21 protein-coding genes are annotated in these 26,840 nt (G+C 70.1%); 17 read left to right on the top strand and 4 right to left on the bottom strand.

Going from position 1 to position 26,840, the window contains the following annotated elements; genetic code table 11:
• Positions 1-25 precede the first annotated feature (25 nt).
• The 10 genes from AC1PMG_RS16185 to pbpC all read left to right on the top strand — a co-directional run bounded on the left by AC1PMG_RS16185 (position 26) and on the right by pbpC (position 15,770).
• Entirely contained in the window at positions 26-685 is a 660-nt protein-coding gene (locus tag AC1PMG_RS16185; RefSeq protein WP_481109560.1) for an HAD family hydrolase, read from the top strand.
• On the top strand, positions 682-1,473 hold the full coding sequence (locus AC1PMG_RS16180) for a DeoR/GlpR family DNA-binding transcription regulator (protein ID WP_481109559.1): 792 nt from the start codon (positions 682-684) through the stop codon (positions 1,471-1,473). Before AC1PMG_RS16185 ends, AC1PMG_RS16180 begins: the two co-directional genes overlap by 4 nt.
• Positions 1,474-1,703: 230 nt before the next feature.
• Positions 1,704-4,628, top strand: coding sequence for a TonB-dependent receptor (locus tag AC1PMG_RS16175; RefSeq protein ID WP_481109558.1), 2,925 nt, complete (start codon positions 1,704-1,706; stop codon positions 4,626-4,628).
• Between the two features lie 58 nt (positions 4,629-4,686).
• On the top strand, positions 4,687-5,589 hold the full coding sequence (locus AC1PMG_RS16170) for a glycerophosphodiester phosphodiesterase family protein (protein WP_481111692.1): 903 nt from the start codon (positions 4,687-4,689) through the stop codon (positions 5,587-5,589).
• Positions 5,590-5,736: 147 nt separating this feature from the next.
• Entirely contained in the window at positions 5,737-6,987 is a 1,251-nt protein-coding gene (locus AC1PMG_RS16165) for an efflux RND transporter periplasmic adaptor subunit (protein ID WP_481109557.1), read from the top strand.
• A gap of 21 nt (positions 6,988-7,008) precedes the next feature.
• Positions 7,009-7,779 (top strand): ABC transporter ATP-binding protein, encoded by a 771-nt coding sequence (locus AC1PMG_RS16160; RefSeq protein ID WP_481109556.1) that lies wholly within the window; start codon positions 7,009-7,011, stop codon positions 7,777-7,779.
• The gene (locus tag AC1PMG_RS16155; RefSeq protein ID WP_481109555.1) at positions 7,776-10,217 is read left to right on the top strand and encodes an ADOP family duplicated permease; all 2,442 of its coding nucleotides are present in this window, start codon (positions 7,776-7,778) and stop codon (positions 10,215-10,217) included. Before AC1PMG_RS16160 ends, AC1PMG_RS16155 begins: the two co-directional genes overlap by 4 nt.
• A 163-nt stretch (positions 10,218-10,380) precedes the next feature.
• Complete coding sequence (locus tag AC1PMG_RS16150) at positions 10,381-11,775, top strand: sigma-54-dependent transcriptional regulator (protein WP_481109554.1); 1,395 nt, start codon at positions 10,381-10,383, stop codon at positions 11,773-11,775.
• 799 nt (positions 11,776-12,574) lie between these two features.
• A complete protein-coding gene (locus AC1PMG_RS16145) occupies positions 12,575-13,063 on the top strand; it encodes a sensor histidine kinase (protein ID WP_481111691.1) in 489 nt (162 codons plus the stop codon).
• A 313-nt stretch (positions 13,064-13,376) separates the two neighbouring features.
• The gene (pbpC, locus tag AC1PMG_RS16140; RefSeq protein WP_481109553.1) at positions 13,377-15,770 is read left to right on the top strand and encodes a penicillin-binding protein 1C; all 2,394 of its coding nucleotides are present in this window, start codon (positions 13,377-13,379) and stop codon (positions 15,768-15,770) included.
• 675 nt (positions 15,771-16,445) lie between these two features.
• Here the strand turns inward: pbpC and AC1PMG_RS16135 are convergent.
• Positions 16,446-17,030, bottom strand: a complete 585-nt coding sequence (locus AC1PMG_RS16135) for a ferritin-like domain-containing protein (RefSeq protein ID WP_342074461.1) — start codon at positions 17,028-17,030, stop codon at positions 16,446-16,448.
• 31 nt (positions 17,031-17,061) lie between these two features.
• Positions 17,062-17,544, bottom strand: a complete 483-nt coding sequence (locus tag AC1PMG_RS16130; protein ID WP_152240528.1) for a peroxiredoxin — start codon at positions 17,542-17,544, stop codon at positions 17,062-17,064.
• Between the two features lie 169 nt (positions 17,545-17,713).
• On the opposite strand from AC1PMG_RS16130, the gene AC1PMG_RS16125 reads away from it, so the two are divergent.
• Both AC1PMG_RS16125 and AC1PMG_RS16120 read left to right on the top strand, forming a co-directional pair.
• Positions 17,714-18,181, top strand: a complete 468-nt coding sequence (locus tag AC1PMG_RS16125) for an Hsp20/alpha crystallin family protein (RefSeq protein WP_010341349.1) — start codon at positions 17,714-17,716, stop codon at positions 18,179-18,181.
• A 135-nt stretch (positions 18,182-18,316) separates the two neighbouring features.
• Complete coding sequence (locus tag AC1PMG_RS16120) at positions 18,317-19,204, top strand: DnaJ C-terminal domain-containing protein (RefSeq protein ID WP_152240529.1); 888 nt, start codon at positions 18,317-18,319, stop codon at positions 19,202-19,204.
• Positions 19,205-19,439: 235 nt separating this feature from the next.
• Here AC1PMG_RS16120 and pilH read toward each other — a convergent pair whose 3' ends face one another.
• A complete protein-coding gene (pilH, locus tag AC1PMG_RS16115; protein ID WP_010340114.1) occupies positions 19,440-19,817 on the bottom strand; it encodes a twitching motility response regulator PilH in 378 nt (125 codons plus the stop codon).
• A gap of 82 nt (positions 19,818-19,899) precedes the next feature.
• Positions 19,900-20,904 carry an acrylyl-CoA reductase family protein gene (locus AC1PMG_RS16110; RefSeq protein WP_481109552.1) on the bottom strand — a complete coding sequence of 335 codons (1,005 nt, stop codon included), beginning with the start codon at positions 20,902-20,904 and terminating at the stop codon, positions 19,900-19,902.
• A gap of 142 nt (positions 20,905-21,046) precedes the next feature.
• On the opposite strand from AC1PMG_RS16110, the gene hflK reads away from it, so the two are divergent.
• The 5 genes from hflK to AC1PMG_RS16085 all read left to right on the top strand — a co-directional run bounded on the left by hflK (position 21,047) and on the right by AC1PMG_RS16085 (position 26,583).
• Positions 21,047-22,189, top strand: coding sequence for an FtsH protease activity modulator HflK (gene hflK, locus AC1PMG_RS16105; RefSeq protein WP_481109551.1), 1,143 nt, complete (start codon positions 21,047-21,049; stop codon positions 22,187-22,189).
• On the top strand, positions 22,186-23,052 hold the full coding sequence (hflC, locus tag AC1PMG_RS16100) for a protease modulator HflC (RefSeq protein ID WP_026144397.1): 867 nt from the start codon (positions 22,186-22,188) through the stop codon (positions 23,050-23,052). The genes hflK and hflC overlap by 4 nt, the downstream gene beginning before the upstream one ends.
• Positions 23,053-23,284: 232 nt before the next feature.
• Positions 23,285-23,470, top strand: coding sequence for a DUF2065 domain-containing protein (locus AC1PMG_RS16095; RefSeq protein ID WP_048490196.1), 186 nt, complete (start codon positions 23,285-23,287; stop codon positions 23,468-23,470).
• A 265-nt stretch (positions 23,471-23,735) separates the two neighbouring features.
• A complete protein-coding gene (locus AC1PMG_RS16090) occupies positions 23,736-25,028 on the top strand; it encodes an adenylosuccinate synthase (RefSeq protein ID WP_026144396.1) in 1,293 nt (430 codons plus the stop codon).
• A 319-nt stretch (positions 25,029-25,347) separates the two neighbouring features.
• Positions 25,348-26,583 carry a DUF1444 domain-containing protein gene (locus AC1PMG_RS16085; protein WP_481109550.1) on the top strand — a complete coding sequence of 412 codons (1,236 nt, stop codon included), beginning with the start codon at positions 25,348-25,350 and terminating at the stop codon, positions 26,581-26,583.
• The last annotated feature ends 257 nt before the right edge of the window (positions 26,584-26,840 follow it).

Here is a 26,840-nt window from a genome sequence, read left to right as displayed (position 1 = left end):
CCACTTCCGTCCGCTGGAGCCTGCCATGCCGTCGTCCGATCCCTCCGCCTCGCCTCGCCTGGACACCGTGGTGTTCGATCTCGGCGGCGTCCTGATCGACTGGAATCCGCGCCATCTGTATCGCCAACTGTTCGACGAGGAGGCGGCGATGGAAGCCTTCCTGCGCGAGGTGTGCAGCCCGCAGTGGAACGAGCGCCAGGACGCCGGGCGGCCGTGGCACGAGGCGGTGGCCGAACTGAGCGCGCTGCATCCGGCGCACGCGCCGATGATCGCCGCCTACCACACGCGCTGGCCGGAGATGCTGGGCGGCGCGCTGGACGCCACGGTGGCGGTGCTGGACGAGTTGCGCGGGCAGGGCGTGCGGCTGTACGCGTTGACCAACTGGTCGCACGAGACGTTCCCGATCGCACGCGAACGCTTTCCGTTCCTGCAGTGGTTCGAGGGCGTGCTGGTGTCGGGCGAGGAGCGCCTGGTCAAGCCGGACCCGGCGATCTTCGCGCTGCTGTGCGAACGCTATGCGATCGACCCGGCGCGGGCGGTGTTCATCGACGACGCGCCGCGCAACGTGCACGCCGCGGCCGCCACCGGCATGCACGCGCTGCAGTTCCGCGACGCCGCCACGCTGCGCGAGGAGTTGGTCGTACTGGGCCTGCTGCCGCCGCGCACCGACGCCGCGGCGCCATGAGCGGCGAGCGCGACACGCTGCCGCAGGAGCGACAGCAGGCGATCCTGCAGCGCCTGCGCGAGCACGGCCGGGTGGTGGCCGCGGAACTGGCCGAGCGCTTCGCGGTGTCCGAGGACTCGATCCGCCGCGACCTGCGCGAACTCGCCGCGCAGGGGCTGTGCCGGCGCGTCTACGGCGGCGCGCTGCTGCCCACGCCGACCTTTGCGCCGCTGCCGCAGCGCCAGGCCGAGCATGCCGAACGCAAGCGTGCGCTGGCGCTGGCCGCGGTGGCGCTGGTCAAGCCCGGGCAGCGGCTGCTGATCGATGCCGGCTCCACCAACAGCGCCATCGCCGCCGCACTGCCGGCGCGGCAGGGGTTGAGCGTGGTCACCAATGCGCCGGACATCGCGCAGATCCTGCTGCGTCGCGAGGGCATCGAGATCCTGCTGATCGGCGGCCGCCTGGATCCGCGCAGCGGCGCGGCGGTGGGCGCCCAGGCGCTGCAGCAAGTGCGGCAACTGCGCGCCGACCTGTGCTTTCCCGGCGCCTGCGCGATCGACCCCGAGCGCGGCCTGTGGGGCGTGGACGACGAGGAGAGCCTGTTCAAGCGGGCAATGGTCGAGGCCAGCGCCGAGACCGTGGCGGTGGTGACCAGCGACAAGCTCGGCACCCTGGCCGCGCACCGCGTGGTCGGCGTGGAGACGATCGACCGGCTGGTGGTGGAGCACGACGCCCCGGCCGGCGTGCTTGCCGCGTTCGCCGCGCAGGCGGTGCAGGTGCATCGCGCTGCGCCTGCGGACGCCGACTGAGGGACGGCGGCCGGGCGGCCGCTGCAGCGCACACGACGGCATCAAGCGCGGCAAGGGCGCGGCGTCCGCACAGCTATGCCATCGCGAGTGACCCGCTGCCCGAGCCGAGTCAGGCTGGGCCGTGCCGCCGTGTCTTCGCGCTTTCCTCACGCCGCCATCGCAGCGTCATATCCCTGGGATTAAATAACGAACTTTAAGTTACTTAATTCGGTCAACCGGGGGACATCGCCATGCAACCACTCACCCATCGGCGCCGCGCGCTGATCGTCTGCGCGCTTGCCGCCAGCTGCCAGGCCGCGCTGGCGCAGGACGCCGCGTCCACCACGGCGACGGTCGCCGCCGACGCCAGCGCCAGCGCCGTCGCGGCCGCGGCCGCCACCGCACCGGCCGTGGGCGCCACCACGCCCGACACCGCGCCGAACGAGGCCACCAGCGGCGACGGCACCACCACTCTGTCCAGCGTGATGGTCACCGGCGTGCGCAAGGCCAATGCCGCCGCGATCGAGAGCAAGCGCGCGGCCACCAACATCACCGACGTGGTCAGTTCCACCGACGTGCGCGCGCTGCCGGACACCACCATCGTCGAAGCGCTGCGCCGCATCCCCGGCCTGTCGGTGCTGCCGGCCACCGACAACGAACATCCGCGCGACGAAGCCGCCACCCCGGTGCTGCGCGGCCTCGGCCCGTCCTACAACAACGTCACCATCGACGGCCTGACCGTGGCCTCGCCGGGCACGCCCAACGGCACGCTGGGCTCGATCACCCGCGGCGTGCGCCTGGACATCCTGCCGGCTTCGATGGTCAGCGAACTGCAGGTCATCAAGACCTTCACCCCGGACCTGGACCCGAACGCCACCGGCGGCGCGATCAACCTCAAGACCCGCAGCGCGTTCGAGAACGGCGGCAAGCCGTTCTTCACCGCCGAGGCCTCGCTGGGCCACGCCAACGACGTCGGCAAGCCGCGCGACCAGGACGACCCGGGCTATCGCCTGCTCGCCACCGGCAGCCGCACCTTCGGCAGCGAAGGCCAGTACGGCCTGACCCTGTCCGGCAACTACCAGACGCTGAGCAGCTACACCGAAACCCACATGACCACCGACACGGTGCACTACGGGTTCTACGACAGCACCGGCGCGCTGCAGAGCGGTACCAACCTGGGCAACGGCTGGGCCGTGCCGCAGCAGGACAAGTACTGGTACGTGATGGACAAGCGCGACCGCTACGGCCTCACCGGCAAGTTCGAGGCGCGGCTGAGCGAATCCCTGCAGGCCTACGCCATGGCCGGCTACTACTACTTCCGCGACAACATGGAGCGCAACGAGATCATCCTCGATCCGCGCAACCGCAACCGCGTCTACAACCAGACCGCCACCAGCGGCAGCTACCCGGTCGGCGACGTGGAAGTGGGCTACTCCAACCAGATCACCACCACCCGCACCAAGCTCGGCCAGACCGGCTTCGAGTGGCGCCCGGACGACCGGCAGCTGCTGTCGGCGCGCGCCTCCTGGTCCGATGCCACCTATGCCGAGCCGATCAAGATGATCAAGTACGTCACCGGCGCGCAGCGCCCGGCGGCGGTGCCCACCGGGCAGACCGGCCCCGGCGTCACCGTGGTGCCGACGGCGGCCTATGGCTTCAACTACGACACCTCCGCGCTGAACCAGCGTTTCCCGATGGCGGCGCAGGCGTACTACAACTACGACAACTACAGCCTGCTGTACTGGCGCCCGGACTACCAGCGCAATGCGCGCGACAAGGTGCTCACCGGGCGCCTGGACTACGCCTTCAACCGTGGCGAGATGGACCGCGGCTTCGGCTTCGGCAGCGGCCTGAGCTACACCCGCGACGAACCCGGCTTCGACATCTATCGCGTGGAATACCAACCCAACCGCAGCGCGCCGCCGCTGAAGATCGCCGACGTGCTGGCGCCGTCCAATGCGCCGATGCGCTACCTGGGCCTGAACCTGATCGCGATCGATCCGGACAAGGCCAACCAGGTGCTGAGCGCCACCCCGCTGAGCGCATTCAACCGCACCGACCAGAGCGCCTTCAGCAACCAGGACAACTTCAGCCATCGCGAAGAAATCTTCGGTGCCTACGGCCTGGTCGGCTATCGCGCCGACGCGTTCGACGTGGAAGCCGGCCTGCACTACGACCACACCGACCAGTCCACCGTCGGCCGCCAGCGGCAACTGGATGCGGCCACCGGCAGCTACGTCTACGTCGATGCGCCCACCGAGTCGCGCTATGCCAAGGTGCTGCCCTCTGCGGTGATGACCTATCACGTCAACGACCGCCTCGACCTGCGCGCCGGCGCCAGCCGCACGCTCGGCCGTCCGCCCTACGACGCTTATGCCGCGCGCACCTCGATCGGCTTCGTCAACAGCAGCGACATGGGCAATCCCAACGCGCAGGGCGTGACCGTCACCATCGGCAACCCCGACATCAAGCCGCGCGTGTCCACCAACCTGGACCTGTCGCTGGAATGGCGCCTGCCCGACGATTTCGACGGCATGCTGGCCGCGGCGCTGTTCGACAAGCGCATCCAGGACGAGATCTTCACCCTCTCGCGCACCGACCAGTTCAGCTTCAACGGCACCACCTATTCCAACGTGCTGATCAGCACCCCGGCCAACGCCGCCAAGGCGCACGTGCGCGGCCTGGAGCTGAGCGCGGTGTTCAACACTCTGTTCCCGGGCGTGCCGGCGCTGTCCGGCCTGGGCGCCAGCGCCAACCTGGCCCTGCTCGATGGCGGCATGGACGTGCCGTTCACCAGCGGCAGCGCGCCCAACCTGGTGCAGAGCCAGCGCACCGTCGATCGCCTGGTCGGGCAGCCGGACTACACCGCCAACGCCTCGCTGTTTTACACCGTCGGCGGCGTCGAACTGCGTGCGGCCTACAACCGCCAGGGCAAGGCGTTGCGCGCCATCGTCAGCAACATCGCCTGGCAGGATCTGTACTGGGCGCCGCGCTCGCAGCTGGACCTGTCGGCGACCTGGGCGGTGAGCAAGCAGCTCAGCGTGGTCGGCCAGATCAGCAATGTCACCCACAGCCGCCTCACCAGCTTCACCGGCCCCGGCGAGAACCTGCTGAAGGACAGTTATTCGATGCCGACCACCTACTGGCTCGGCCTGCGCTTCACCCCGTCGCTGTGACCGTTGCCGGAGACCTTCCATGAACCTGCTTTTTTCGCGCGGCGCCGTCATTGCCGCAATGCTGACCGCGACCGCCCCGGCCGTCGCCGCCATCGCCCCGATCCAGGCGCGCCTGGCCGCACCCGACGGCGGCATCTTCGTCGTCGCCCACCGCGGCTGCCACAATCCCGCGCCTGCGCACGGCTTCCCCGGGCACGCACCGGAGAACTCGCTGCTGGGGCTGGAACGCTGCGTGACGCTGGGCGTGGACATGCTCGAAACCGACATCCGCCGCGCCGGCGACGGCACCCTGGTGATGTTCCATGACGCCACCGTCGACCGCACCACCGACGGCACCGGCAAGGTCGCCGAACTCACCTGGCCGCAACTGGCGCGGCTGCGCCTGCGCGACGACGAGGGCGGCGCCGACGCGCCGCTCACCGACCAGCATCCGCTGACCCTGCAGCAGATGCTGGCCGCGGCCAAGGGCCGGATCATGCTCAACCTCGACGTCAAGGCGCCCATCTACGCCGAGGTGGTCGACGCGGTGCGCCGCGCCGGCATGGAGCGGCAGGTAGTGATCAAGACCGAGGTCGGCGTCGCCAGCCAGGATCTGGCGTCGATGCCGCCGTTCGACCGGATCAACTTCACCCCGGTGCTGCTCAACCCGCCGGGAACCGACGACCTGGTGCAGACCGTGCGCACCCAGACCGGCGGCAAGGTGCGGCCGGTGGCGATCGAACTGCCGCGGATGCGCCTGGACCAGTTGCCGGCGGTGACGGCGCTGGCAAAGCAGCGGCAGGTACGGCTGCTGGTCAATACGCTGTGGGAAGGCTTCGTCGCCGACGTCGGCGGCGATGCCGATGCGGTGCGCGATCCGGAGGCGGTGTGGGGGCGGCTGTACCGCGCCGGCATCGGCGCCTTCCAGACCGACGAACCGGAAGCGCTGCTGCGCTATCGCGCGTCGCTGGAAAAGCCCTGACCCGCGCATGGCCGTTCCACTGTCCGTAATCGGTCGCTGCGCGACCGCTTGCGGACGCGGCGACTGCGCGCGTCGCGGTCGCGGTGCAACCGATTCAATGGGTTAGCGCGCTTCGGCGATTGGCATGCGGCCTGCTGTACAGCAGGCATGGATATCGCGAAATCACCGAACCGTTCGTTCTGGCGCCACCGCCGCCGCTGGCTGGTGGCGGCCGCCGCCGTGGCGATCGTCCTGGGCGTGGCGCTGCTCGGCAGCGGCCGCGCCGCACCGCGGGTGGCACGCAGCGACGTGTGGATCGATGCGGCCACGCGCGGCGAGATGCGTCGCGAGGTCCGCGCCAACGGCGTGCTGGTGCCGCGGCAGATCCGCTGGATCACCGCCGGGGCGCCGGCCACCGTGCAACAGCAACGGGTCGAGGCCGGCGCGCGCGTGCTGGCCGATACGCCGATCCTGCAGCTGGTCAATCCGGAACTGGAGGCCGGCCTGGATCGCGCGCGCGCCGCGCTGGCCGGCGCCGATGCCGACCTGGCCGCGCTGCACGCCGCACTGGCCTCGCAGCTGCTGGACCAGCAGGCGCTTCAGGCGCAGGCCGAGTCCGAGTTGCAGATCGCGCAGATCAAGGCCAAGGCCTACCGGCGCGGCCACGACGGCGGCGCGATCTCGGCGATCGACCTCACCCAGAGCCAGATCGTCGAGGCGCAGCAACGCAGCCGTGCCGACATCGAACGCAAGCGCGTCGCCGCGTTCCGGCAGAACATGGCGGCGCAATTGCGCGCCGCGCAGGCACGGCGTGCGCAGGCCGCCAGCGCCCTGGCTATCGCGGCGGAACAGGCCGCCTCGCTGCAGGTACGCGCCGGCAGCGACGGCATCCTGCAGCAGGTGGACGTGGAACCCGGCCAGCGCGTCGAGGCCGGCGCCAAGCTGGCGCGGGTCGCGCGCCCGGACGAACTGCTGGCCAGGCTGCAGGTGCCCGAAGTCCTGGCCAAGGACGTGATCGACGGCTTGCCGGTCGTCGTGGACACGCACAACGGCGTGATCCGCGGGCAGGTGGCGCGTATCGATCCGGCGGTGCGCAGCGGCAGCGTGGTGGTCGACGTGCGGCTGGCGCCGCCGCTGCCGCCCGGCGTGCGCCCGGACCTGTCGGTGGATGGCCGCATCGTGCTCGGCACGCTGCACGACGTGATCAGCATTCCGCGCCCGGCGCTGGCCGTGCCCAACACCGCCGGCAGCCTGTTCGTGCTGCGCGACGGCGGCGAGACCGCACACCGCATCCGCGTGCGCTTCGGCGCCGCCTCCAGCGACCGCATCGAAGTGCGCGCCGGCCTGCGCGCCGGCGATCGCGTCGTGCTGTCCGACACCAGTCAGTGGAATGCCGACGCCACCTTGCGCTTACGCTAGCCTCACCAGGAGAGACCCCGCATGACCGCACTATCCGCACCATCCGCCGCGCCGCTGATCCACCTGCACGGGCTCAGCAAGGTGTTCCACACCGAGGAAGTGGAAACCCACGCCCTGGCCGAGATCGCACTGGACGTGGCGCCTGGCGATTTCGTCGCCATCACCGGCCCGTCCGGCTGCGGCAAGTCGACCCTGCTGTCGATCCTGGGCCTGCTCGATGCGCCCAGCGGCGGCAGCTATCTGCTCAACGGCCGCAGCGTCGCCGAGCTGGACACGGTCGGCCGCGCGCGGATCCGCAATGCCGAGATCGGCTTCATCTTCCAGGCCTTCAACCTGATCGCCGACCTCACCGTGGAAGAGAACGTGGCGCTGCCGCTGACCTACCGCGACGGCGCCCAACGCAGCCAGATCCGCCAGCGCGTGCGCGAGGTGCTGGAACTGGTCGGCATGCAGCATCGCCACAAGCACTATCCCGGGCAGTTGTCCGGCGGCCAGCAGCAGCGCGTGGCGGTGGCGCGCGCACTGGCCGGCAACCCGGCGATCCTGCTTGCCGACGAGCCCACCGGTAACCTGGACAGCCGCAACGGCGAGGCGGTGATGCAATTGCTCGAGCAACTGCACGACAACGGCACCACCTTGTGCATGGTCACCCACGACCCGGCGTTCGCGCGGCGCGCGCAGCGCATCGTACACATGCTCGACGGCCGCATCGTCGACGAAGACACCTTCGATCGGTTGCGCCACGAGCAGGACGTGGCGTTGCCGGCGCGCGCCGCGGGGCAGGCGCGATGAGCGCCGCCCTGCTTTGGGCCGAGTTACGCCAATCCTGGCGCGCGCTGGCGCGCAAGCCGGGCTATCTGCTGCTGGCGGTGCTGACCCTGGCGCTGGGCGTGGCCACCACCACCGCGGTGTTCGCGCTGCTCGACCAGGCCTTGCTCAAGCCATTGCCGTTCCCGCAGCCGGAGCGACTGGTCACACTCGGCCTGTCCAGCGACCCCGGGCGCAATGTCGCCGCGCCCGGCTACTACCCGGTGTTGCGGCGCATGTCGAGCCTGCAGTCGATCGGCATTGCGCGCGGGTTCCCGGTGCCGGCCAACGTCGCCCGCGGCGCTGCCAGCGAGGTGGTCAGCGCGATCAGCGCCGATGCCGGCTTCCTGCGCACGCTCGCCCTGCCGATGGCGGCCGGGCGCAACTTCAACGACGAGGAAAGCCGGCCCGGCGGGCCGCAGGCGGTGATCCTCGGCCATCGCTTCTGGCAGCGCTATTTCGGTGGCGATCCGGCGGCGGTGGGGCGCACCCTGCAGGTGGAAGGCAAGCCGGTGCAGATCGTCGGCGTGTTGCCGGCGGAGTTTCCCTGGGCCGAACCGTTCGACCTGATCCGCAACATGCAGCCGGACCTGGCCGCGACCAACCTGTCCACCAACGAGATCGTGGTGGCAAGGTTGCGGCCCGGCGTCAGCGTGGCCGCCGCTTCCGCGCAGACCGCGGCGACGCTCCAGGCCCTCTTGCGCAACAGCCCGCACATGGACGCGTCGTGGTGGGCGTCCTTGCAGCGACGGCCGCCCAATGCGCTGCCGCTGCAGGACAGCCTGTACGCCGCCAACAGCGGCAACACGCTGTGGCTATTCTTCGCCGCGGCCGCCTGCGTGCTGTTGATCGCCGCGATCAACCTGACCAGCCTGATGCTGTTGCGTGCGCTCGGGCGCAGCCACGACAGCGCGGTGCGCGCCGCGCTGGGCGCATCGTGGCTGCGGCTGAGCCTGCCGGCGCTGGCCGAAGGCGTGCTGATCGGCGCCCTCGGCAGCTTGGCCGGCTTGGCGCTGGCCTGGCTCGGGCTGCGCCTGCTCGGCGGCTGGGTGCCGCTGATGTGGATGCGCGGCGAGGCGCCGCATCTGAGCGGCGCCAGTGTGCTGTTCGCGCTGCTCGCCGGTGGCGCCACCGCGTTGCTTGCGGCGGCGCTGGGCGTCGTGCGCGGCCGCCGTCGCAATCTGGTCACTGAACTGGCCGGCGGTGGGCGCGGGGGCTGGAGCCTGCAGGCCGGTCGCCTCGGTCGCGTCCTGGTGATCGCGCAGGTGGCCATCGCCGTGGTGCTGCTGATCGGCGCGGCCTTGTTCACCCGCACCCTGCAGAAGCTGGCGGAGGTGCCGATGGGCTTCGAGAGCCGCTCGGCGGTGGTGTTCACCCTGGCGCCGGTGAAGGATCGCTATGTCACCGCGGCCGATGCGGTGGAGCAGACCCGGCGCATCGTCGCGCGGCTGCAGCAGGTGCCGGGCATCGACCGCGTGGGGGTGTCGACCAATCCGCCGACGGCGACGCGGTTGAGCTGGAGCGTGGAGATCGACGGCGCGCCCTCCGTCGACAGCCAGTACCGGCTGGCCACGCCGCAGTTCCTGGAGGTGTTCCGCATCCCCTTGCTAGCCGGGCGCGGGATCGCCGACAGCGACGTGGCCGGAGCCGAGCGCGTCTGCGTGGTCAGCGCCAGCTTCGCTGCGCGCTACCTGCATGGCCGGGCGCTCGGCAAGATCGTCACCGTGCCCGACGACGGCGGCGATCAGCGCCTGACGATGCGCGTGGTCGGCGTGGTCGGCGACGTGCGCCACACCAGCCCGGCCGAGCCCCCGGAGCCGACGGTGTACCAGCCGCTGGCGCAGATGAGCGAGCCGATGTGGCAGATCATCCGCGGTTTCGGCGCCTTGACCTATGCCATCCATCTGCGGGCCGGCGCACTGGGCGCGGACGAGCGCGCGTTGCGTGCGGCGATCGACGAGGTGGCGCCGCAGCAGCCGATCGCCGGCCTGCAGCCGATGCAGGCGCTGGTCGCCACCACCACCGGGGAACAGAAGCTCAACCTGCTGCTGGTGGGCCTGTTCGCGGGACTGGCCTTGCTGCTGGCGGCGGTCGGCCTGTACGCGGTGATGGCGGTGGCGGTGGCCGCGCGCCAGCACGAGTTCGGCGTGCGCGCCGCGCTCGGCGCGCCGCCGGCACGGCTGCGCCGGCAGGTGCTGGGCGAGGCCGGCGTACAGATCGGCGTGGGCCTGCTGCTGGGCCTGGGCGTGGCGATGGCGGTGTCGCGGCTGCTGCAGCGGTTCCTGTTCGAGGTGCGTGTGGCCGACCCGCTGGCGATCGGCGCGGTGCTGCTGGTGCTGGCCGCGGCCGGCGTGCTCGCCGCGCTGGCGCCGGCGCGGCGCGCGGCGCGGGTGCCGCCGATGCAGGCCTTGCGCGCCGAATGATGCGCGCCGGCAACCGAGGCGCGGGCGCCGCGACAGCGGCCGTGGCGCCTGCCGGTGGCCTGCCGCATCGCGGGTGCCGCGCGACACGCGCGTGGCACCCGCCCATGCCGTGCGCGGGCCGCGTCTGGCCGCAACCTGCGGCGTACGCCCTAGACTCTGCGCCATGAACGAGCCCCGTCTCCCGCCCTTGCCGCGCATCCTCGTCGTCGACGACCAGGCCGACGTGCGCGAAGCATTGCGCATGCTGCTCAAGAGCGCCGGCTACGGCATGGTCGGTGCCGAATCGCCGGAGCTGGCGCTGGCCTGCCTGCGCGGCGACGCGTTCGCCGCGGTGCTGGTCGACATGAACTACGCCCGCGACACCACCTCCGGCGCCGAAGGCCTGGCCTTGATCGCGGAGATTGCCGCGCAATGGCCGGGACTGCCGGTGATCGCGATGACCGCCTGGGCCAGCATCGAGCTGGCGGTGGCGGCGATGCGCGAGGGCGCGGTGGATTTCATCGAGAAGCCCTGGCAGAACGCGCGGGTGCTGGCGGTGCTGGACAGCCGCATCGCGCTGGAGCGCAGCCGGCGCAACGCGCAGCGGCTGGGCGAGGCGCAGGCGCGGCTGCTGCAGGACGGCGCGGCCGGCTTCGTCGCCGAATCGGCACCGATGCAGCGCCTGGTCGAGGACCTACTGCGCATTGCCGGCAGCGGCGCCAACGTGCTGCTGCTGGGCGAGAACGGCACCGGCAAGAGCCTGCTGGCGCAGTTGCTGCACCAGTGGTCGCCGCGGCGCGCGCAGGCCTTCGTCAAGGTCAACATCGGCGGGCTGGCGCCGACCCTGTTCGAGGCCGAACTGTTCGGCCACGTGCGCGGCGCCTACACCGACGCGCGCCAGGACCGTGCCGGCCGTTTCGAACTGGCCGATGGCGGCACCCTGTTCCTGGACGAGATCGGCAACCTGCCGCTGCAGCAGCAGCCCAAGCTGCTGCGCGCGATCGAGGACGGCGAGTTCGAGCGGCTCGGCTCCTCGCGCACGCAGCGGGTGGACGTGCGCATCGTCGCGGCGACCAATGCCGATCTGGAGGCGGAGGTGGCGGCCGGCCGCTTCCGCCAGGATCTGCTGTACCGGCTCAACACCTTCCAGGTGCGGGTGCCACCGCTGCGCGAGCGCGGCGCCGACATCCTGCCGCTGGCGCGGCACTACCTGGCCGCCGCCTGCACCCGCTATCGGCGGCCGCTGCCGACGCTGGCACGCGACGCCGAGCGCGCCCTGCTGGGCTACGCCTGGCCCGGCAACGTGCGCGAACTGGCGCACGCGATGGAGCGCGCGGCGCTGCTCGCCGACGGCAGCACTCTGGGCAGCGACGACCTGCGGCTGCAGCCGGCGACCAACGCCGCGCCGACACTGTCGACGCAACTGACGCTGGAAGAGGCCGAGGCGCTGCTGCTGAAGCAGGCGTTGGCACAGCAGCAGGGCAACCTGCAGCGCACTGCCGACCAGCTCGGCATCACCCGGCAGAGCCTGTACCGGCGCCTGGGCAAGCACGGGCTGCGCAGCGATGACGCCGGCTGAGCGGCAGCGCCGGCGGCCGTTGTGGCTGGCGGCACCGGCCGTGCTGGCCCTGGTGCTGGTGCTCGTGGCCGGCGCGCCGCGGTTGCCCGAGGCGATCGTGCTGCTGCTGTGCGTGCTGTTGCTGACCATGGCGCTGTGGCGCTGGCAGCAGCGCGATGCCGGGCAGCGCCTGCGTACCCTCGGCGGCCTGCTGGACGCGCTGCGCGAGGGCGACTACAGCGTGCGCGCGGCGCAGGATGCGCGCGATGCCGACGGCCTGCTGGCACGGTTCAACGCCCTGGCGCAGCGCCTGCAGGACGACCAGCGCGATTCGCACGAAAGCCTGCAACTGCTGAGCAAGACCCTGGCGGCGCTGGACGGGGCGGTGTTCGCCTTCGAACAGGACCAGCGCCTGCGCCTGCTCAATCCGGCCGGCGAGCGCCTGCTCGGCGTCGCCGCGCAGCAGGCGATCGGGCAATCCGCACAGGCGCTGGGCCTGGCCGGCCTGTTCGATGTGCCGTCGGGCAGCATCCAGGCACATGCGTTTCCTCGGCAGCAGGGGCGCTGGCAGATCGGCCACGCCGCCTTGCGCAGCCGCAGCCAGGCCGGGCGGCTGCTGCTGGTGCAGCCAATGGAGCGCGCACTGCGCGAGGAAGAGGCGCAAGCCTTCCGCCGCCTGCTGCGCGTGCTCAGCCACGAGATCAACAATTCGCTGGCGCCGATCGCCTCGATCGCCGACACCCTCGCGCGCCTGCTGGCGGCCGCGCCGCAGGCGCTCGACGCCGACTTGCAGGCCGATCTGCACAACGGGCTGGGCGTGATCGAACAGCGCAGTGCCGCGCTGCAGCGGTTCCTGGGCGGCTACGCGCGCCTGGCCAGGCTGCCGGCGCCGGTCCCGGCGCCGGTGGCGCTGGCGCCGCTGTGCGCGCGCGTGCAGCGGCTGCTGGACGATGCCCGGGTGCAGGTCGAGGTCGCGCCGTCGCTGCATGCGTGCGCCGACGCCGACCAGCTCGAACAGGTGCTGATCAACCTGCTGCGCAACGCGCTGGAAGCCGGCGGCAGCGCGCCGGTGACGCTGCGCGCGCGCGGCGACGGCGCCGGTGTGCTGATCGAAGTGCGCGACGGCGGTGCCGGCCTGCCGCCCAGCGACAACCTGTTCGTGCCGTTCTTCACCACCAAGCCCGGTGGCTCGGGGATCGGCCTGGTGCTGTCGCGGCAGATCCTGGAGGCGCAGGGCGGCAGCCTGCACCTGGAGGCGCGCACGGATGCGCCCGGCAGCGTGGCGACGCTGCGCCTGCCGCTGGCGTAGGGCGGGGTGGGGTGGGGACGTTCGGCGGGATCTAGCCCGTGCACTACGTGCTGGCATTGCGCGTCCCCAGGAGACTCCATGCCGTCGTAGGAGCGGCTTCAGCCGCGACGGGCGTTCCCGATAGCGCCCATCGCGGCTGAAGCCGCTCCTACAAAACAGCAGCGCGTCAATCGCGTCGCGGCAACGGCGAACTGGTGGCGGTGTCCCGACGCCAGCTCCGCGCACCGTCGGTGCCGCCAAACGCGCCGGCCTGGTCCCGCTCGCCGCGTCGCCGCCGCAACAGGCAAAATGGCCGCTTCCATCGGGAGCACGCATGCCACTGGACGACACTGCCGCCTCGCACGTCGCGCGGCGCCCCCGGCGCTGGACGCGCCTGCTGCCGTGGCTGCGCTGGGGCACGGTGGCGCTGCTGTCGACCTTGCTGCTGCTGGACCTGGCGTTCCCGCTGCCGCTGCCGAAGTCGCGCGACACCTCGACCCTGGTAGTCGCCGCCGACGGTACGCCGCTGCGTGCCTTCGCCGACAGCAACGGCGTCTGGCGTTATCCGGCCACGCCGGACAGCGTCTCGCCGCTGTACCTGCAGGCGCTGCTGAACTACGAGGATCGCTGGTTCTGGGTCCATCCCGGGGTCAATCCCTGGGCCCTGCTGCGTGCGGCCAAGCAGTGGCTGTTCTCGCGCCACATCGTCTCCGGCGGCTCCACCCTGACCATGCAGGTGGCGCGCATCCTGATGCCGCCCGAGGTCAGCACGCGCACGCCGTGGGGCAAGGCGCAGCAGGCGCTGCGTGCGCTGCAACTGGAAGCGCACCTGAGCAAGCGGCAGATCCTGCAGCTGTACCTGGAACGCGCGCCCTACGGCGGCACCATCGAAGGCGTGGAAGCGGCGAGCTGGGCCTACCTGGGCAAGCCGGCCGCACGCCTGTCGCAGGCCGAGGCGGCGCTGCTGGCGGTACTGCCGCAGGCGCCGAGCCGATTGCGCCCGGACCGGCATCCGGAGGCGGCGCGTGCGGCGCGCGACAAGGTGCTCGAACGCATGGTCGCGCTGCGCGTGTGGCCGCGCGCGCAGGTCGACGACGCGCGCATCGAGCCGGTGGTGGCGCGCTCGCTGCAGACGCCGCTGCACGCCGCGTTGCTGGCCGAGCGCCTGCGCCAGCAACATCCGCATGCCGCGCACATCGTCTCCACCCTCGATGCCGACCTGCAGCGCACCCTCGAAGACCGGGTCAGCGCCTACTTCTCGCAACTGCCCGAGCGCACCTCCGCCGCCTTGCTGGTGGTGGACAACCGCGACCTGCAGGCGCGCGCCTACATCGGCTCGGTGCAGTTCGGCGACCGCCGCCGGCTCGGCGATGTGGACATGGTGCAGGCCTGGCGCTCGCCCGGCTCCACGCTCAAGCCGTTCCTGTACGGCATGGCCCTGGACGACGGCCTGATCCATTCCGAAAGCCTGCTGGTCGACGCGCCGCAGAGTTTCGGCGACTACCGCCCGGGAAATTTCGACGAAGCCTTCAACGGCCCGATCGGCGCCGCCAGCGCGCTGCGCCTGTCGCTCAACGTGCCGGCGGTGGACCTGCTCGACCGGGTCGGGCCGGCGCGCTTCGCCGCGCGCCTGAGCAATGCCGGCATCGGCCTGAAGTTCCCGCGCGGCAGTACCCCCAACCTGGCGCTGATTCTGGGCGGCACCGGCGCGAAGCTGGAGGAACTGGTTGGCGCCTTCGCCGCGCTCAACCGCGACGGCATCGCCGGCCACGTGCGCTACAGCGCAACCGACAAGCGCATCGAACGGCGGCTGATGTCGCCCGGCGCGGCCTGGATCGTGCGCGAGATGCTCGAGGCCAATCCGCGTCCGGGCTACGGCGTCGGCACCTTCGACGTCGGCACGCGCCCGCGGGTGGCGTGGAAGACCGGCACCAGCTACGGCTACCGCGATGCCTGGGCGATCGGCAGCACCCGCCGCTACACCGTCGGCGTGTGGGTGGGCCGCCCCGACGGCACGCCGTTGCCCGGCCAGTACGGCGCGGTGACCGCGTTGCCGCTGATGTTCGAGACCATCGACAGCCTGCCGCGCCTGCGCGGCGACAACGCCCCGCGGCCGATGCCGGCGACGGTGCAGCAGTTGGACGTGTGCTGGCCGCTGGGCATCGCCGCCGAGCAGACGCCGCCGGCGTTGTGCCAGCGCCGTTTCTCCGCCTATGCGCTGGATGGCGCGGTGCCGCCGACCTTCGCCGAGCGCGATGCGCGGCTGTGGAGCGCCGGCCGCGAGACCGTGCAGGTGGATGCCCGCAGCGGCCTGCGCCTGTCGCCGGACTGCGCACAGCCGCATGAGGCGGTCACCCGCGACCTGGCACGTTGGCCGGCGCTGCTGACGCCGTGGCTGCACGCCAGCGAGCGCCAGGCCGGGCAACTGCCGGCGCTCGCACCGGACTGCCGCGACGACGGCCGTGGCCGCAGCGACGTGCTGCGCATCGAAGGCCTCAACGATCGCGCCACCCTGGCGCGCGCGCCGGGCAGCACCACTGTACGTCTGCAGGTGCGCGCGCTGGGCACGAGCACACCGGTGGACTGGCTGCTGGACGGCCGCTGGATCGCCCGCACCGAAGGCGCACGCACCTTCCAGCGCGACTTCGCCGACGCCGGCGACCACACCCTGACCGCGCTGGCCAGCAACGGCGCCTGGACCCAGGTGCGGTTCCGGGTGTTGCGCTGAGCAGCGGTGGCGCGCGCGCCTTCGTAGAAGCCAACAGTCATGCAGCCACTACGACCAGAGTAGGCAGACGATCTGACGTAGGAAGCAGTCGGGACTGAAGTCCCTCCCACATCGCTCGCGGACACGAATAAGCGTGAGTCCCCGCGAGAGTCGCGGTCGCTTGGCTTTGGCTGGTTGCTGTTGCTGTTGCTCTTGCTCTTGCTTTTGACTTACCGGGTTCCCTTCCGAAGCGGCGGCCATCGCGGGGAAACACCCGAAGGGCGGCGTACATGGATGTACGCCGTCCGCGGCAGGGCAGGGCTCGCCGGAAACAGGCGAAGCACTGCTTCGCCCCGGCGGGCGGGCTGGCGCCGTGAGGCGACTGCCCCGGACTTGGCTGCGAAGCAGCCAAGCCCCTTCCACGGATCCCCGGGATGGACGCGGACCCGGAGCGCGTTAGCGCGGAGGGCGCGAGGCAGGGTGTGCTTTCTTTTGGTTACTTTTCTTTGCACAAGCAAAGAAAAGTGACTCGCCGCAAGGCGAAAGCCTTTGCAGTTGCTTCAACCATGTGTGTCAGACCAGAAAGACAATAGGAGCAGCTTCAGCTGCGACAGGTGCAATCGAGACGGCCTGTCGCGGCTGAAGCCGCTCCTACGAGTCCTACGAGTCCTACGAGAGGGCGTGAGCCTATCCGGCTTACTTGCCGATCCAGCCTTCCAGCATGTCCGAGAACTCGTCGGCGTGTTCTTCTTCCTGGGCCAGGATCTCTTCCAGGATGCGCTTGGTGGTGGTGTCCTTGTCGCCGACGAAGTTGATCATCTCGCGGTAGCTGTCGATGGCGATGCGCTCGGCGATCAGGTTCTCCTTGACCATGTCGCGCAGGTCCTCGCCTTCCTTGTACTCGGCGTGCGAGCGCGCGGTCAGCGTGTCCGGATTGAGGTCCGGCTCGCCGCCCAGTTGCACGATGCGCTCGGCCAGCTTGTGCGCGTGCGCCTGTTCCTGCTGCGCGTGCTCCAGGAACTCGGACTTGACCGCATCGGCAAGCATGCCCGCAGCCATGAAGTAGTGGCGGTAGTAGCGCAGCACGCACACGTACTCGGTGGCGAGCGCGTCGTTGAGCATCTTGATCACCGCCTCGCGGTCGGCGCTGTAGCTCTTGGTGATCGCGCCGTCCTCGATGCTCTGGCGGGCGTTGGCGCGCAGCGTGGCGGTGTCGGTGAGGCCGGCGGTGTGCTGCAGCGGCTTGGCGTCGGTCTTCGGGGTGGCTGGCTTGTTGGACATGGCTGGCCGTTTCCTGTGGTGGGTAAGGGGATCAGTCGGGAAGGTGCTGCAGCACGTAGTCGGCGGCGGAGACCTTGAACTCGCCCGGCGCCTCGACGAACAGCGCCTGCACCACGCCGTCGTCGGCGTACAGCGCGAAGCGCCGCGCTCGCACGCCCATGCCGTAGCTGCTGGCGTCCAGTTCCAGGCCCAGCGCCTTGGCGAAGGCGCCATTGCCGTCGGACAGCATTTGCAGGCCGTCCGGCACCAGCTGGCTCTTGCCCCAGGCCTGCATCACGAACGGGTCGTTGACCGCCATGCAGTACACCTCGATGCCGCGCTTGCGGAACTCGTCGAAGTGCTCCACATAGCCGGGCAGGTGCTTCTCCGAACAGGTCGGGGTGAACGCGCCGGGCACCGCGAACAGCAGCACGCGGCGGCCGTCGAACAACGTGCGCGTGTCCACGGCTTCCACGCCGTCGCGGATGCGCTGCAGCACCACTTCGGGAATGCGTTCGCCGGTCTGGATGGGCATGTCGGGCTCCTTGGATGAACCGAGTCTAGAAACGGAAATGGGAAGGTGGCGTCAACGCCTTGAAAAGCGCCGCGGCAGGCCTATCTGACCGGCATGGACGGCGGGCCGGTCCCGCCGCCGCGAACCGTCCCCTCCGGGGTGTACCTCATTCACGTTTCAGGAGACCACGATGAGCATCGTCCGTTATCGCCAGTGGCCGGCCCAGGCCGCATTCCAGAACGAGATCAAGCAGGTGTTCGACCGCTTCTTCGACCCCAACGGCGGCACCGACGAATCGGCCGTCGTCACCGCGCAGTGGGTGCCGCGCGTGGACATCAAGGAGGAGCCGGAGCGCTTCGTGCTGTACGCCGACCTGCCGGGTATCGACCCGTCGGAGATCGAGGTGTCGATGGACAAGGGCATCCTCTCGATCAAGGGCGAGCGCAAGAGCGAATCGGCCGCCGACACCGAGCGTTTCTCGCGCATCGAGCGCCGCTACGGCAGCTTCCACCGCCGCTTCGCGCTGCCCGACAGCGCCGATCCGGACGGCATTTCCGCCACCGGCTACCATGGCGTGCTGGAAGTGCGCATCCCCAAGCGTCCGGCGAGCACGCCGCGCCGGATCCAGGTCGATACCGGGGCCACGATCGTGCAGTAAGCGCCTGCTCGCAGCGGCGTCGCCATCGCGACGCCGCGCCCTCGCGGCCGGCCGTAGAATGGCCGGGCGATGGCGCAGTGCATGCAACCGGCCCGTTGCCGCAAGGCGGCGGGCCGACTCTTTTTGAGGTGATGGATGGAATTCAAGGATTACTACGCGACCCTGGGCGTGGAACCCAGCGCCGGCGATGCCGAGATCAAGACCGCGTACCGGCGGCTGGCGCGCAAGTACCATCCCGACGTCAGCAAGGAGCCTGGGGCCGAAGAGAAGTTCAAGGCGATCAACGAGGCCTACGAGGCCTTGCGCGACCCGCCCAAGCGTGCCGCCTACGACCAGCTGCGCGCGCAGGGCTACCGGCCCGGCGAGGAGTTCCACGCGCCGCCGAACTACGGCGGCGCGCAGGGCTTCGACTTCGAGGAAGTGTTCGGCAACGGCGGCGCCGGCGGCGGCTTCAGCGATTTCTTCGAGAGCCTGTTCGCCCGCCAGCAGCGCGCCCGCCAGGGCGGCGCCGGCCCCGGTCCGGGCTCGGGCGCGCCGCGCGGCGACACCCGCGCCAAGCTGGCGGTGCCGCTGGAGGCGGTGTACGCCGGCGACAGCGTGCGCATCACCATCAACGGCAAGCAACTGGACGTGCGCGTCCCCAAGGGCGTGCGCCCCGGCCAGGTGATCCGGCTGGGCGGGCAGGGCAACGGCGGCAGCAACCTGCTGCTGGAGATCGAGTACGCCGCGCATCCGCAGTTCGAGGTGGACGGCCGCAACATCCTCTACACCCTGCAGGTGACGCCGTGGCAGGCGGCGCTGGGCACCAGCATCAGCGTGCCGACCCTGGGCGGGGCGGTGGAACTGAAGATCCCGCCGGAGTCCGACGCCGGCCGCAAGCTGCGCCTGCGCGGCCGCGGCCTGCCCGGCACCCCGCCGGGCGACCAGATCGTCGAACTGGAAGTCCTGGCACCGGCGCCGGAAACCGAAGCGCAGCGCAAGGCGTATCGCGGGTTGGCCAAGGCGTTTGGCGAGGCCGTATGAGGTGAGGCGGGAGTGGGAAGTCGGGAGTGGGGATTCGCAAGAGCGGGCTCCCCTCGCGCTTGGGGCCTCGTAGGAGCGGCTTCAGCCGCGACGGGCGTTACCGGTAACGCCCGTCGCGGCTGAAGCCGCTCCTACAAGGGGCGCCGATTGCAACGCGGCCTTACGCCGCGCGCTCAAACGCCGCCCGGAAACCCGCCCTTACGAATCCCCAATTCCCAATCCCGATTCCCGGCTTCTACGGCGCATCCTCGCCACTGAACACACGCTCGATCACCTCGTACAGCTCGTCCTCGGAGAACGGCTTGGTGATGTAGGCGCGGGCGCCCTGGCGCATGCCCCACATGCGGTCGGTGTCCTGGTCCTTGGTGGTGACTAGGATCACCGGGATGTTCTGCGTGGTCGGCTCGCGGCGCAGGGTGCGGGTGGCCTGGAAGCCGTTGAGGTTCGGCATCACCACGTCCATCAGCACCAGGTCCGGCAAGGCCGCCTTGGCCGCTTCCACGCCGGCGGCGCCGTCGGTGGCGGTGATCGTTTCGTGCCCCAGTTTTTCGACGATGCGCTGGATGCCCAGCAACTGCGACGGTGAGTCGTCGACGATCAGAATGCGTGCCATGTGGTTCCCCCTAGGAGGCTCCGAGTGTAGTGGCAGCGGCGCGAGGGCGGAAAGCGTTGCGTGTCACAAAGCGCCGGCGTGGCTACGCGCTCGGATCCAGCCGCACCACGGTGCGCCCGAACGACTGCCCCGCCAGCATCGTCGCGAACACCTCCGGCAGGCCGGCCAGGTCCACTTCGCGGGTGCAGATGGTCTCCAGGTGACGCGGCTTCCAGTCGCTGCCCAGGTGCTGCCAGATGCGGTCGCGCAGGTCGCGGGCGGTGCCGGCCGAGCCGATGCCCAGCAGCGACACGCCGCGCAGGATGAAGGGCATCACCGTCATGTCCAGCTCGGCGGTCGCGGCCAGCCCGGCACTGGCGACATTGCCGTACGGTGCCGTCTGCGCCAGCAGGCTGGTCAGCATCGCCCCGCCCACGTTGTCCAGGCCGCCGCCGAAGCGCACCGATTCCAGCGGCCGGCTGGTCTGCAGGGCCTCGCGGCCGAGCACCTGGGTGGCGCCCCAGGCCTTGAGCTGTTCGGCGCGGTCTGCCTTGCCGCTGACCGCATGCACCTCGAAGCCGGCGCGGCTGAAGATGTCGATCGCCAGCGAGCCGACCCCGCCGGTGGCGCCGGTCACGCACAGTGGGCCGTGCGCCGGGGTCTGACGGTTGTCGAGCAGGCGCAGCAGCGCCAGCGCCGCGGTGAAGCCGGCGGTGCCCAGCACCATGCTCTCGCGCAGGCTCAGCCCGGCCGGCAGCGGCACCACCCACTTGGACTCCAGGCGCACGTAGTCGCTGTAGCCGCCGTCGCGGGTCTCGCTGAGGCCGCAGCCGGTGACCAGCACCGCGTCGCCTTCCTTGAACGCCGGGTCGCGGGAGGCGACCACGTGCCCGGCCACGTCGATGCCGCCGACCAGCGGGAAGCGGCGCAGGATCTTGCCCTGGCCGGTGCCGGCCAGCGCGTCCTTGAAGTTCACCGACGACCAGGCGGCGCGGATCACCACCTCGCCATCGCTGAGCTGGTCCAGCGACAGCGGGGCGAGGCCGGCGTGGTAGCCGGTGGCGTCCTGGTGGATGCGGAAGGCGGAGAACTGGGCGGGAACGGACATGGAACACCTTGGTCGGCACGCAGGAATGCACCAAGATACCCTTTCGAAACGGCGGGTCTGCCCCATCTTGTAGAATCGGCGACTCATTATCCGGTGACCGGCGCGTGACCGACGCGTCGCCACCTTCCTTCTTGGAGCATGCATGGCCTGGAACACACCTGGCGGCAAGGGCGGAGACGGCCCCGACAATCACGGGCGCGGTCCCTGGCCGCCGCGTGGCGGCAATGGGGGAGGCAGGTGGGGCGGGTTGCCCGGTCCGTTGAAGGACCTGTTCGGCGATGGCGGCGGCATCGGCCGCTGGATCCTGGGTGCGGTGGTGCTGGTGCTGCTGTTCAGCAGCTTCCAGCTGATCGGCGAGCAGCAGCGCGGCGTGGTGCTGCGCTTCGGCCAGTTCTCGCGGATTCTGCAGCCGGGCCCGAACTTCAAGCTGCCGTGGCCGATCGAGACCGTGCGCAAGGTCGATGCCACCCGCATCAAGACCTTCGACAGCCAGCTGCCGGTGCTGACCGGCGACGAGAACATCGTCAACGTCTCGCTCAACGTGCAGTACCGGGTCGAGGACCCGCGCACCTACGTGTTCGGCGCGCGCAACGCCGACCTGGTGCTGGAGCAGGCCGCGCAGAGCGCGGTGCGCGAACAGATCGGCCGCTCGGATCTCAACACGGTGCTCAACAACCGCGGGCCGATGGCCGTGGCCGCGCGCGAGCGCCTGCAGGCCGCGCTGAAGGCCTATCACACCGGCCTGATCGTGACCGGCCTGACCCTGCCCGACGCGCGTCCGCCGGAGGAAGTGAAATCGGCCTTCGACGAGGTCAATGGCGCCCAGCAGGTCAAGGAGCGGCTGATCAACGAGGCCCAGGCCTACGCCGCCAAGGTGGTGCCGGAGGCGCGCGGCCAGGCGGCGCGCACCCGCACCGTCGCCGAAGGCTACAAGGAAGCGGCGATCGCCCGCGCGCAGGGCGACGCCGAGCGCTTCACCCTGCTGCAGCAGCAGTACCAGAACGCGCCGGAGGTCACCCGCAAGCGGCTGTGGCTGGAGACGATCCAGCAGGTGCTGGCGGAGAACCGCAAGGTCATCGGCGGCGACGGCCGCCAGCTGATCTACGTGCCGATGCCGGCCGACAGCAAGGCGCAGGCCGCCGCGACGCCGCCGACGCCGACCACCTCGCTGCCGACGGTGCCGCAGGACGTGTTGATGCCGGCGTTGAACAGCAGTTCGGCCGAGAGTGTCCGCAACCCGGAGCGCACGCCGCGCCCGACCGGCCGTGAGGAGATCCAGCGATGAAACTGTCATTGTGGGCGGGCATTGCCGTCGTCGCGCTGTTCGCGCTGCTCAGCTCGGTGTTCGTGGTGCCCGAGGACAAGGCGGCGATGGTGCTGAACCTGGGCCGCGTGGTGCGTGCCGACCTCAAGCCGGGCCTGCACTTCAAGGTGCCGCTGGTCGAATCGGTGCGCATGTTCGACCGCCGCTTCCAGGTGATCGACACCAACCCGGCGCGCTATTTCACCGCCGAGCAGAAGGACGTCAGCGTCAGCTTCTTCGCCATCGGCTACATCTCCGACGTGCGCGCCTTCTACCGCGCCACCACCGGCGGCGACGAGAAGGTGGCCAACAGCCTGCTGGCGCCGATCATCACCGACTCGCTGCGCAACCAGATCAACTCGCGCACCCTGCAGCAACTGGTGTCCGGCGACCGCAGCGAACTGATCGCCAAGCAGTTGGTGGCGATCAACGCGGCCAGCAAGACCCTGGGCATGCAGATCGTCGACCTGCGCATCAAGCAGATCGACCTGCCGACCGACAGCCAGGTGATCACCGACGTGTACGAGCGCATGCGTGCGCAGCGCAAGCAGGAAGCAGCCAAGCTGCGCGCCGAAGGCGAGGAGCAGGCACTGACCATCCGCGCCCAGGCCGACCGCGAGAGCACGGTGCTGGTCGCCGAGGCCGAGCGCGACGCGCAGAAGCTGCGCGGTGAAGGCGATGCCGAGGCCGCCAGCGTCTACGGCAAGGCCGGCTCCGCCGACCCGTCCTTCTACGCCTTCTACCGCAGCCTGGAGGCCTACCGCGGCGCCATGGCCGACGGCAACGGCGTGATCGTGCTCGACAAGAACGACCCGTTCCTGCAGTACCTCAAGAGCGATCGTTGAGGAGTGGGATTGGGGAGTTGATTGGGGATTCGCCAAAGCGGGTCCCCGGTTTCTGATGATGTATTGGGTTGCCGGCTGCATGCGGCTGGCCCCGTCGCTGGAAGCCTTTGTAGGAGCGACTTCAGTCGCGACGGGCCTTCCCGGTAAAGCCCGTCGCGACTGAAGTCGCTCCTACAAGGTCGACACGCTTGAGCGCCGCGCGCTCCGCCCATCTTCGCTTGCCGGGAGCCCCATGCACGATCTGATCGCCGCGGTGTGCCTGGTCGTCGTCTTCGAAGGCCTGATCCTGCTGGTCGCGCCGGAGGCCTGGAAGCGGATGGTGCAGCAGATGCTGGCCATGCCGGCCACGCAGTTGCGGATCGCTGGCGGGGTAGCCCTGGCGGTGGGACTGCTCGCCTTGCTGTGGGTTCGCGCCTGACCGCATCCTGATCGCGCCCGCTGGGCAGGTCGCTGAACGCGGCAGGGGAAGGGGTGGTGACCGCCACCCAAAACCCGGATAATGCACAAAAGCCGGCCGGGCCCGCTCCACGCGAGCGTCTCGACCGGCTTTTTCCGTGTATGGGTCCTGCCGCCGCCTGGACGCTCCCCGATGGAGCAACCGCACTGGTGTCGGCCGGTCCCCGCACGGCCACCACATCCGCGTGGCCCCGACGGTCGCGCAGCAAACCAGGAGTTACCCAGCCATGGGTCAGTCAGTTGTCGTGCTCGGCGCCCAGTGGGGCGATGAAGGCAAAGGCAAGATCGTCGATCTGCTCACCGAGGAAATCGGTGCCGTCGTGCGTTTCCAGGGCGGCCACAATGCCGGCCACACCCTCGTCATCAACGGCAAGAAGACCGTCCTGCACCTGATCCCGTCCGGCATCCTGCGCGACGACGCGCTGTGCCTGATCGGCAACGGCGTGGTGATCTCCCCGGCCGCGCTGCGCAAGGAGATCGAGGAGCTGGAGACCTCCGGCGTGGAAGTGCGTTCGCGCCTGAAGATCTCGCCGGCCGCGCCGCTGATCATGCCGTACCACATCGCCCTGGATCAGGCCCGCGAGAAGGCCGCCGGCGGCAAGGCCATCGGCACCACCGGCCGCGGCATCGGCCCGGCCTACGAAGACAAGGTGGCGCGCCGCGGCATCCGCGTCGCCGACCTGCATTACCCGCCGCAGCTGGAAGAGCTGCTGCGCACCGCGCTGGACTACCACAACTTCGTGCTGACCAAGTACCTGGGCGTGGAAGCGGTCGACTTCCAGAAGACCTTCGACGAAGCGCTGGCCTTCGGCGAGTACGTGCAGCCGATGAAGTCCGACGTTGCCGGCATCCTTCACGACTTGCGCAAGCAGGGCAAGCGCGTGCTGTTCGAAGGCGCGCAGGGTGCGCTGCTGGACATCGACCACGGCACCTATCCCTACGTCACCAGCTCCAACACCACCGTCGGCGGCGCACTGGCCGGCACCGGCGTGGGCGCGCAGGACATCGACTACGTGCTGGGCATCGCCAAGGCCTACGCCACCCGCGTCGGCGGCGGCCCGTTCCCGACCGAACTGGACGACGAGATCGGCCAGGGCATCCGCGATCGCGGTGCCGAGTACGGCGCCTCCACCGGCCGTCCGCGCCGCTGCGGCTGGATGGACATCGTCGCGCTCAAGCGCGCGGTGGCCATCAACGGCATCTCCGGCCTGTGCATCACCAAGCTCGACGTGCTCGACGGCATGGAGAAGCTGAAGGTCTGCATCGCCTACGAATACCGTGGCAAGCGCACCGAATACGCACCGCTGGACGCGCAGGGCTGGGAAGAGTGCACCCCCGTGTACCTGGAGTTCCCGGGCTGGAGCGAGAACACCCACGGCATCACCGTGTGGGACGAACTGCCGCCCGCCGCCCGCGCCTACCTGCGTGCGCTGGAGGAACTGGCCGGCTGCCCGATCTCGATCGTCTCCACCGGCCCGGATCGCGAGCACACCATGGTGCTGCAGGATCCGTTCGCCTGAGGCAGGCGACACGCCGCTCCTTCTCCTGCATGCGGGAGAAGGACGTGCCGAGTCTCCAGAGAGCCCCGCGACAGCGGGGCTTTTTGTTTCACGCCGCACACGGACACGCGTAATGCGGTGCGCCGTGCATGCACGTGGGAAGGACGGCTGACCGAACAGCGTGCGCACGCGTTCTGGCTGCTCGACGTAATCGGAGTTGCCGGAGTTGCCGGAGTGCCGTTGCCGACACTGCAGTCCGCGTCCACCTGCGACTGCCGCAAAGCTGCGCTAGCATTCCGCGCGGCACCCGCATGCCGCCACTCGACAAGGACGACCGCCGATGTTCGCTGCACTGTTCGACACGCTGTTCAACCGCACGCCCAGCCCCGACGCCTTCGCCAGGATCTACACCGACGCCTTGCGCGCACGCGGCTATCGCGAGGAGCTGGTTTATCAGCCCGACGCGTTCCGACTGGTCGGCGGCAATGGCTACACCATCTATCTGCACAATGCCTATCAGGCCTACAGGACCGCGACGCGCAAAGGCCGGGCCGAGGCATTGCGCGCCTATGTGACGTCCTCGCTCAACGCGCAGGAAGAGAGTGGCCGGGAAAAGACATTCGACGAGGTGCGCGCGACGCTGATGCCGGTGATCCGCAATCGCGGCATGTTCGAGGAGCTGCGGCTGGAGCACATGCTGGAGAAAGGCCTCGATGCGCCATTTCCATATGCATGGCGCGACATTGCCGAGGATTGCGTCGAGCTGCTGGCGCTGGATCTGCCGGACACGATTTCCACGCTGTTCCAGGGGCCGCGCGCGGCATGGGGGATCACCCTGGACGAAGGCCTGGCCATCGCCCGCGACAATCTGCGCGACGCGACCGCCGACCATTTCGTCGAAGTCGCGCCCGGCGTGTTCCGCGGCGCATGGCAGGATGCCTACGACACCAGTCGCGCCTTGCTGCCCGACGTGCTGTACCGCGTACCGGTGGCGGGCAATCCGCTGTTCATGCTGCCGGCGCGCGATTGTCTGTTGGTGGTGGGCGATCGCGACGCCGCCGCCATCGGCGCGATGCTGGAACTGAGCGTGGAAGCAGCCGCGCAGGGCCGCAACGTCTCGGCGCTGGTGTTCACCTACGACGAGGCACGTCGCATGGTGCCGTTCGCGCTGGCGTTGCCCGCGCATCGCCAGCGCCAGGCGGACCTGCGCCGGCTGCTGGACGCGCCTGCCTACGCCGATCAGAAGGCGGCGCTGGACAAGCTCCACGACGCGACCGAGCAGGACATCTTCGTCGCATCGTTCAGCGTCTACCAGGAGCGCGACGACGGCGCGCGGCAGTTTTCGCTCTGCACCTGGACCAAGGGCGTCGATACCTTGCTGCCCAGGGCCGACCGGATCGCCCTGGTCGTCCCGCGCGACGATGCCGAGGAGGAAGCGGTCGTCCTGGTGTCATGGGACGAGGCTATTGCCGCGTTCGGCGACCTGATGGAGTCGCAGCCGCCGCTGTATCCGCCGCGTTACCGCGTGCTGGCGTTTCCCGATGACGCGCAGCTCAGGCAGCTGACGCCACTTTGATGGGATTTGGGGATTGGAGTTGGGGGATGCATGGGTGTGTCGCGTGCTCCGACCCTCACCCCAACCCCTCTCCCGGTGGGAGAGGGGCTAGTTGCGGTCCCGCTGGTAAGGCGCGTGCAGGCGTAGCGTGAGTAACGTGGCTTCTTGCATGGGATAGAGCTCAAGAAATTGCCCGTGTGGCCGATAGCCTTGCACGGGTCGGCGTCGCTGCACGCTGGCAACGGCGCGCGTGGGACCGGATTGCGACGATATCCGCC

The organism is Xanthomonas sp. NCPPB 2250 (assembly GCF_056725265.1).
The sequence above is the reverse complement of the archived record's forward strand: the minus strand, read 5'-3'. Positions and strand labels throughout refer to the sequence as shown.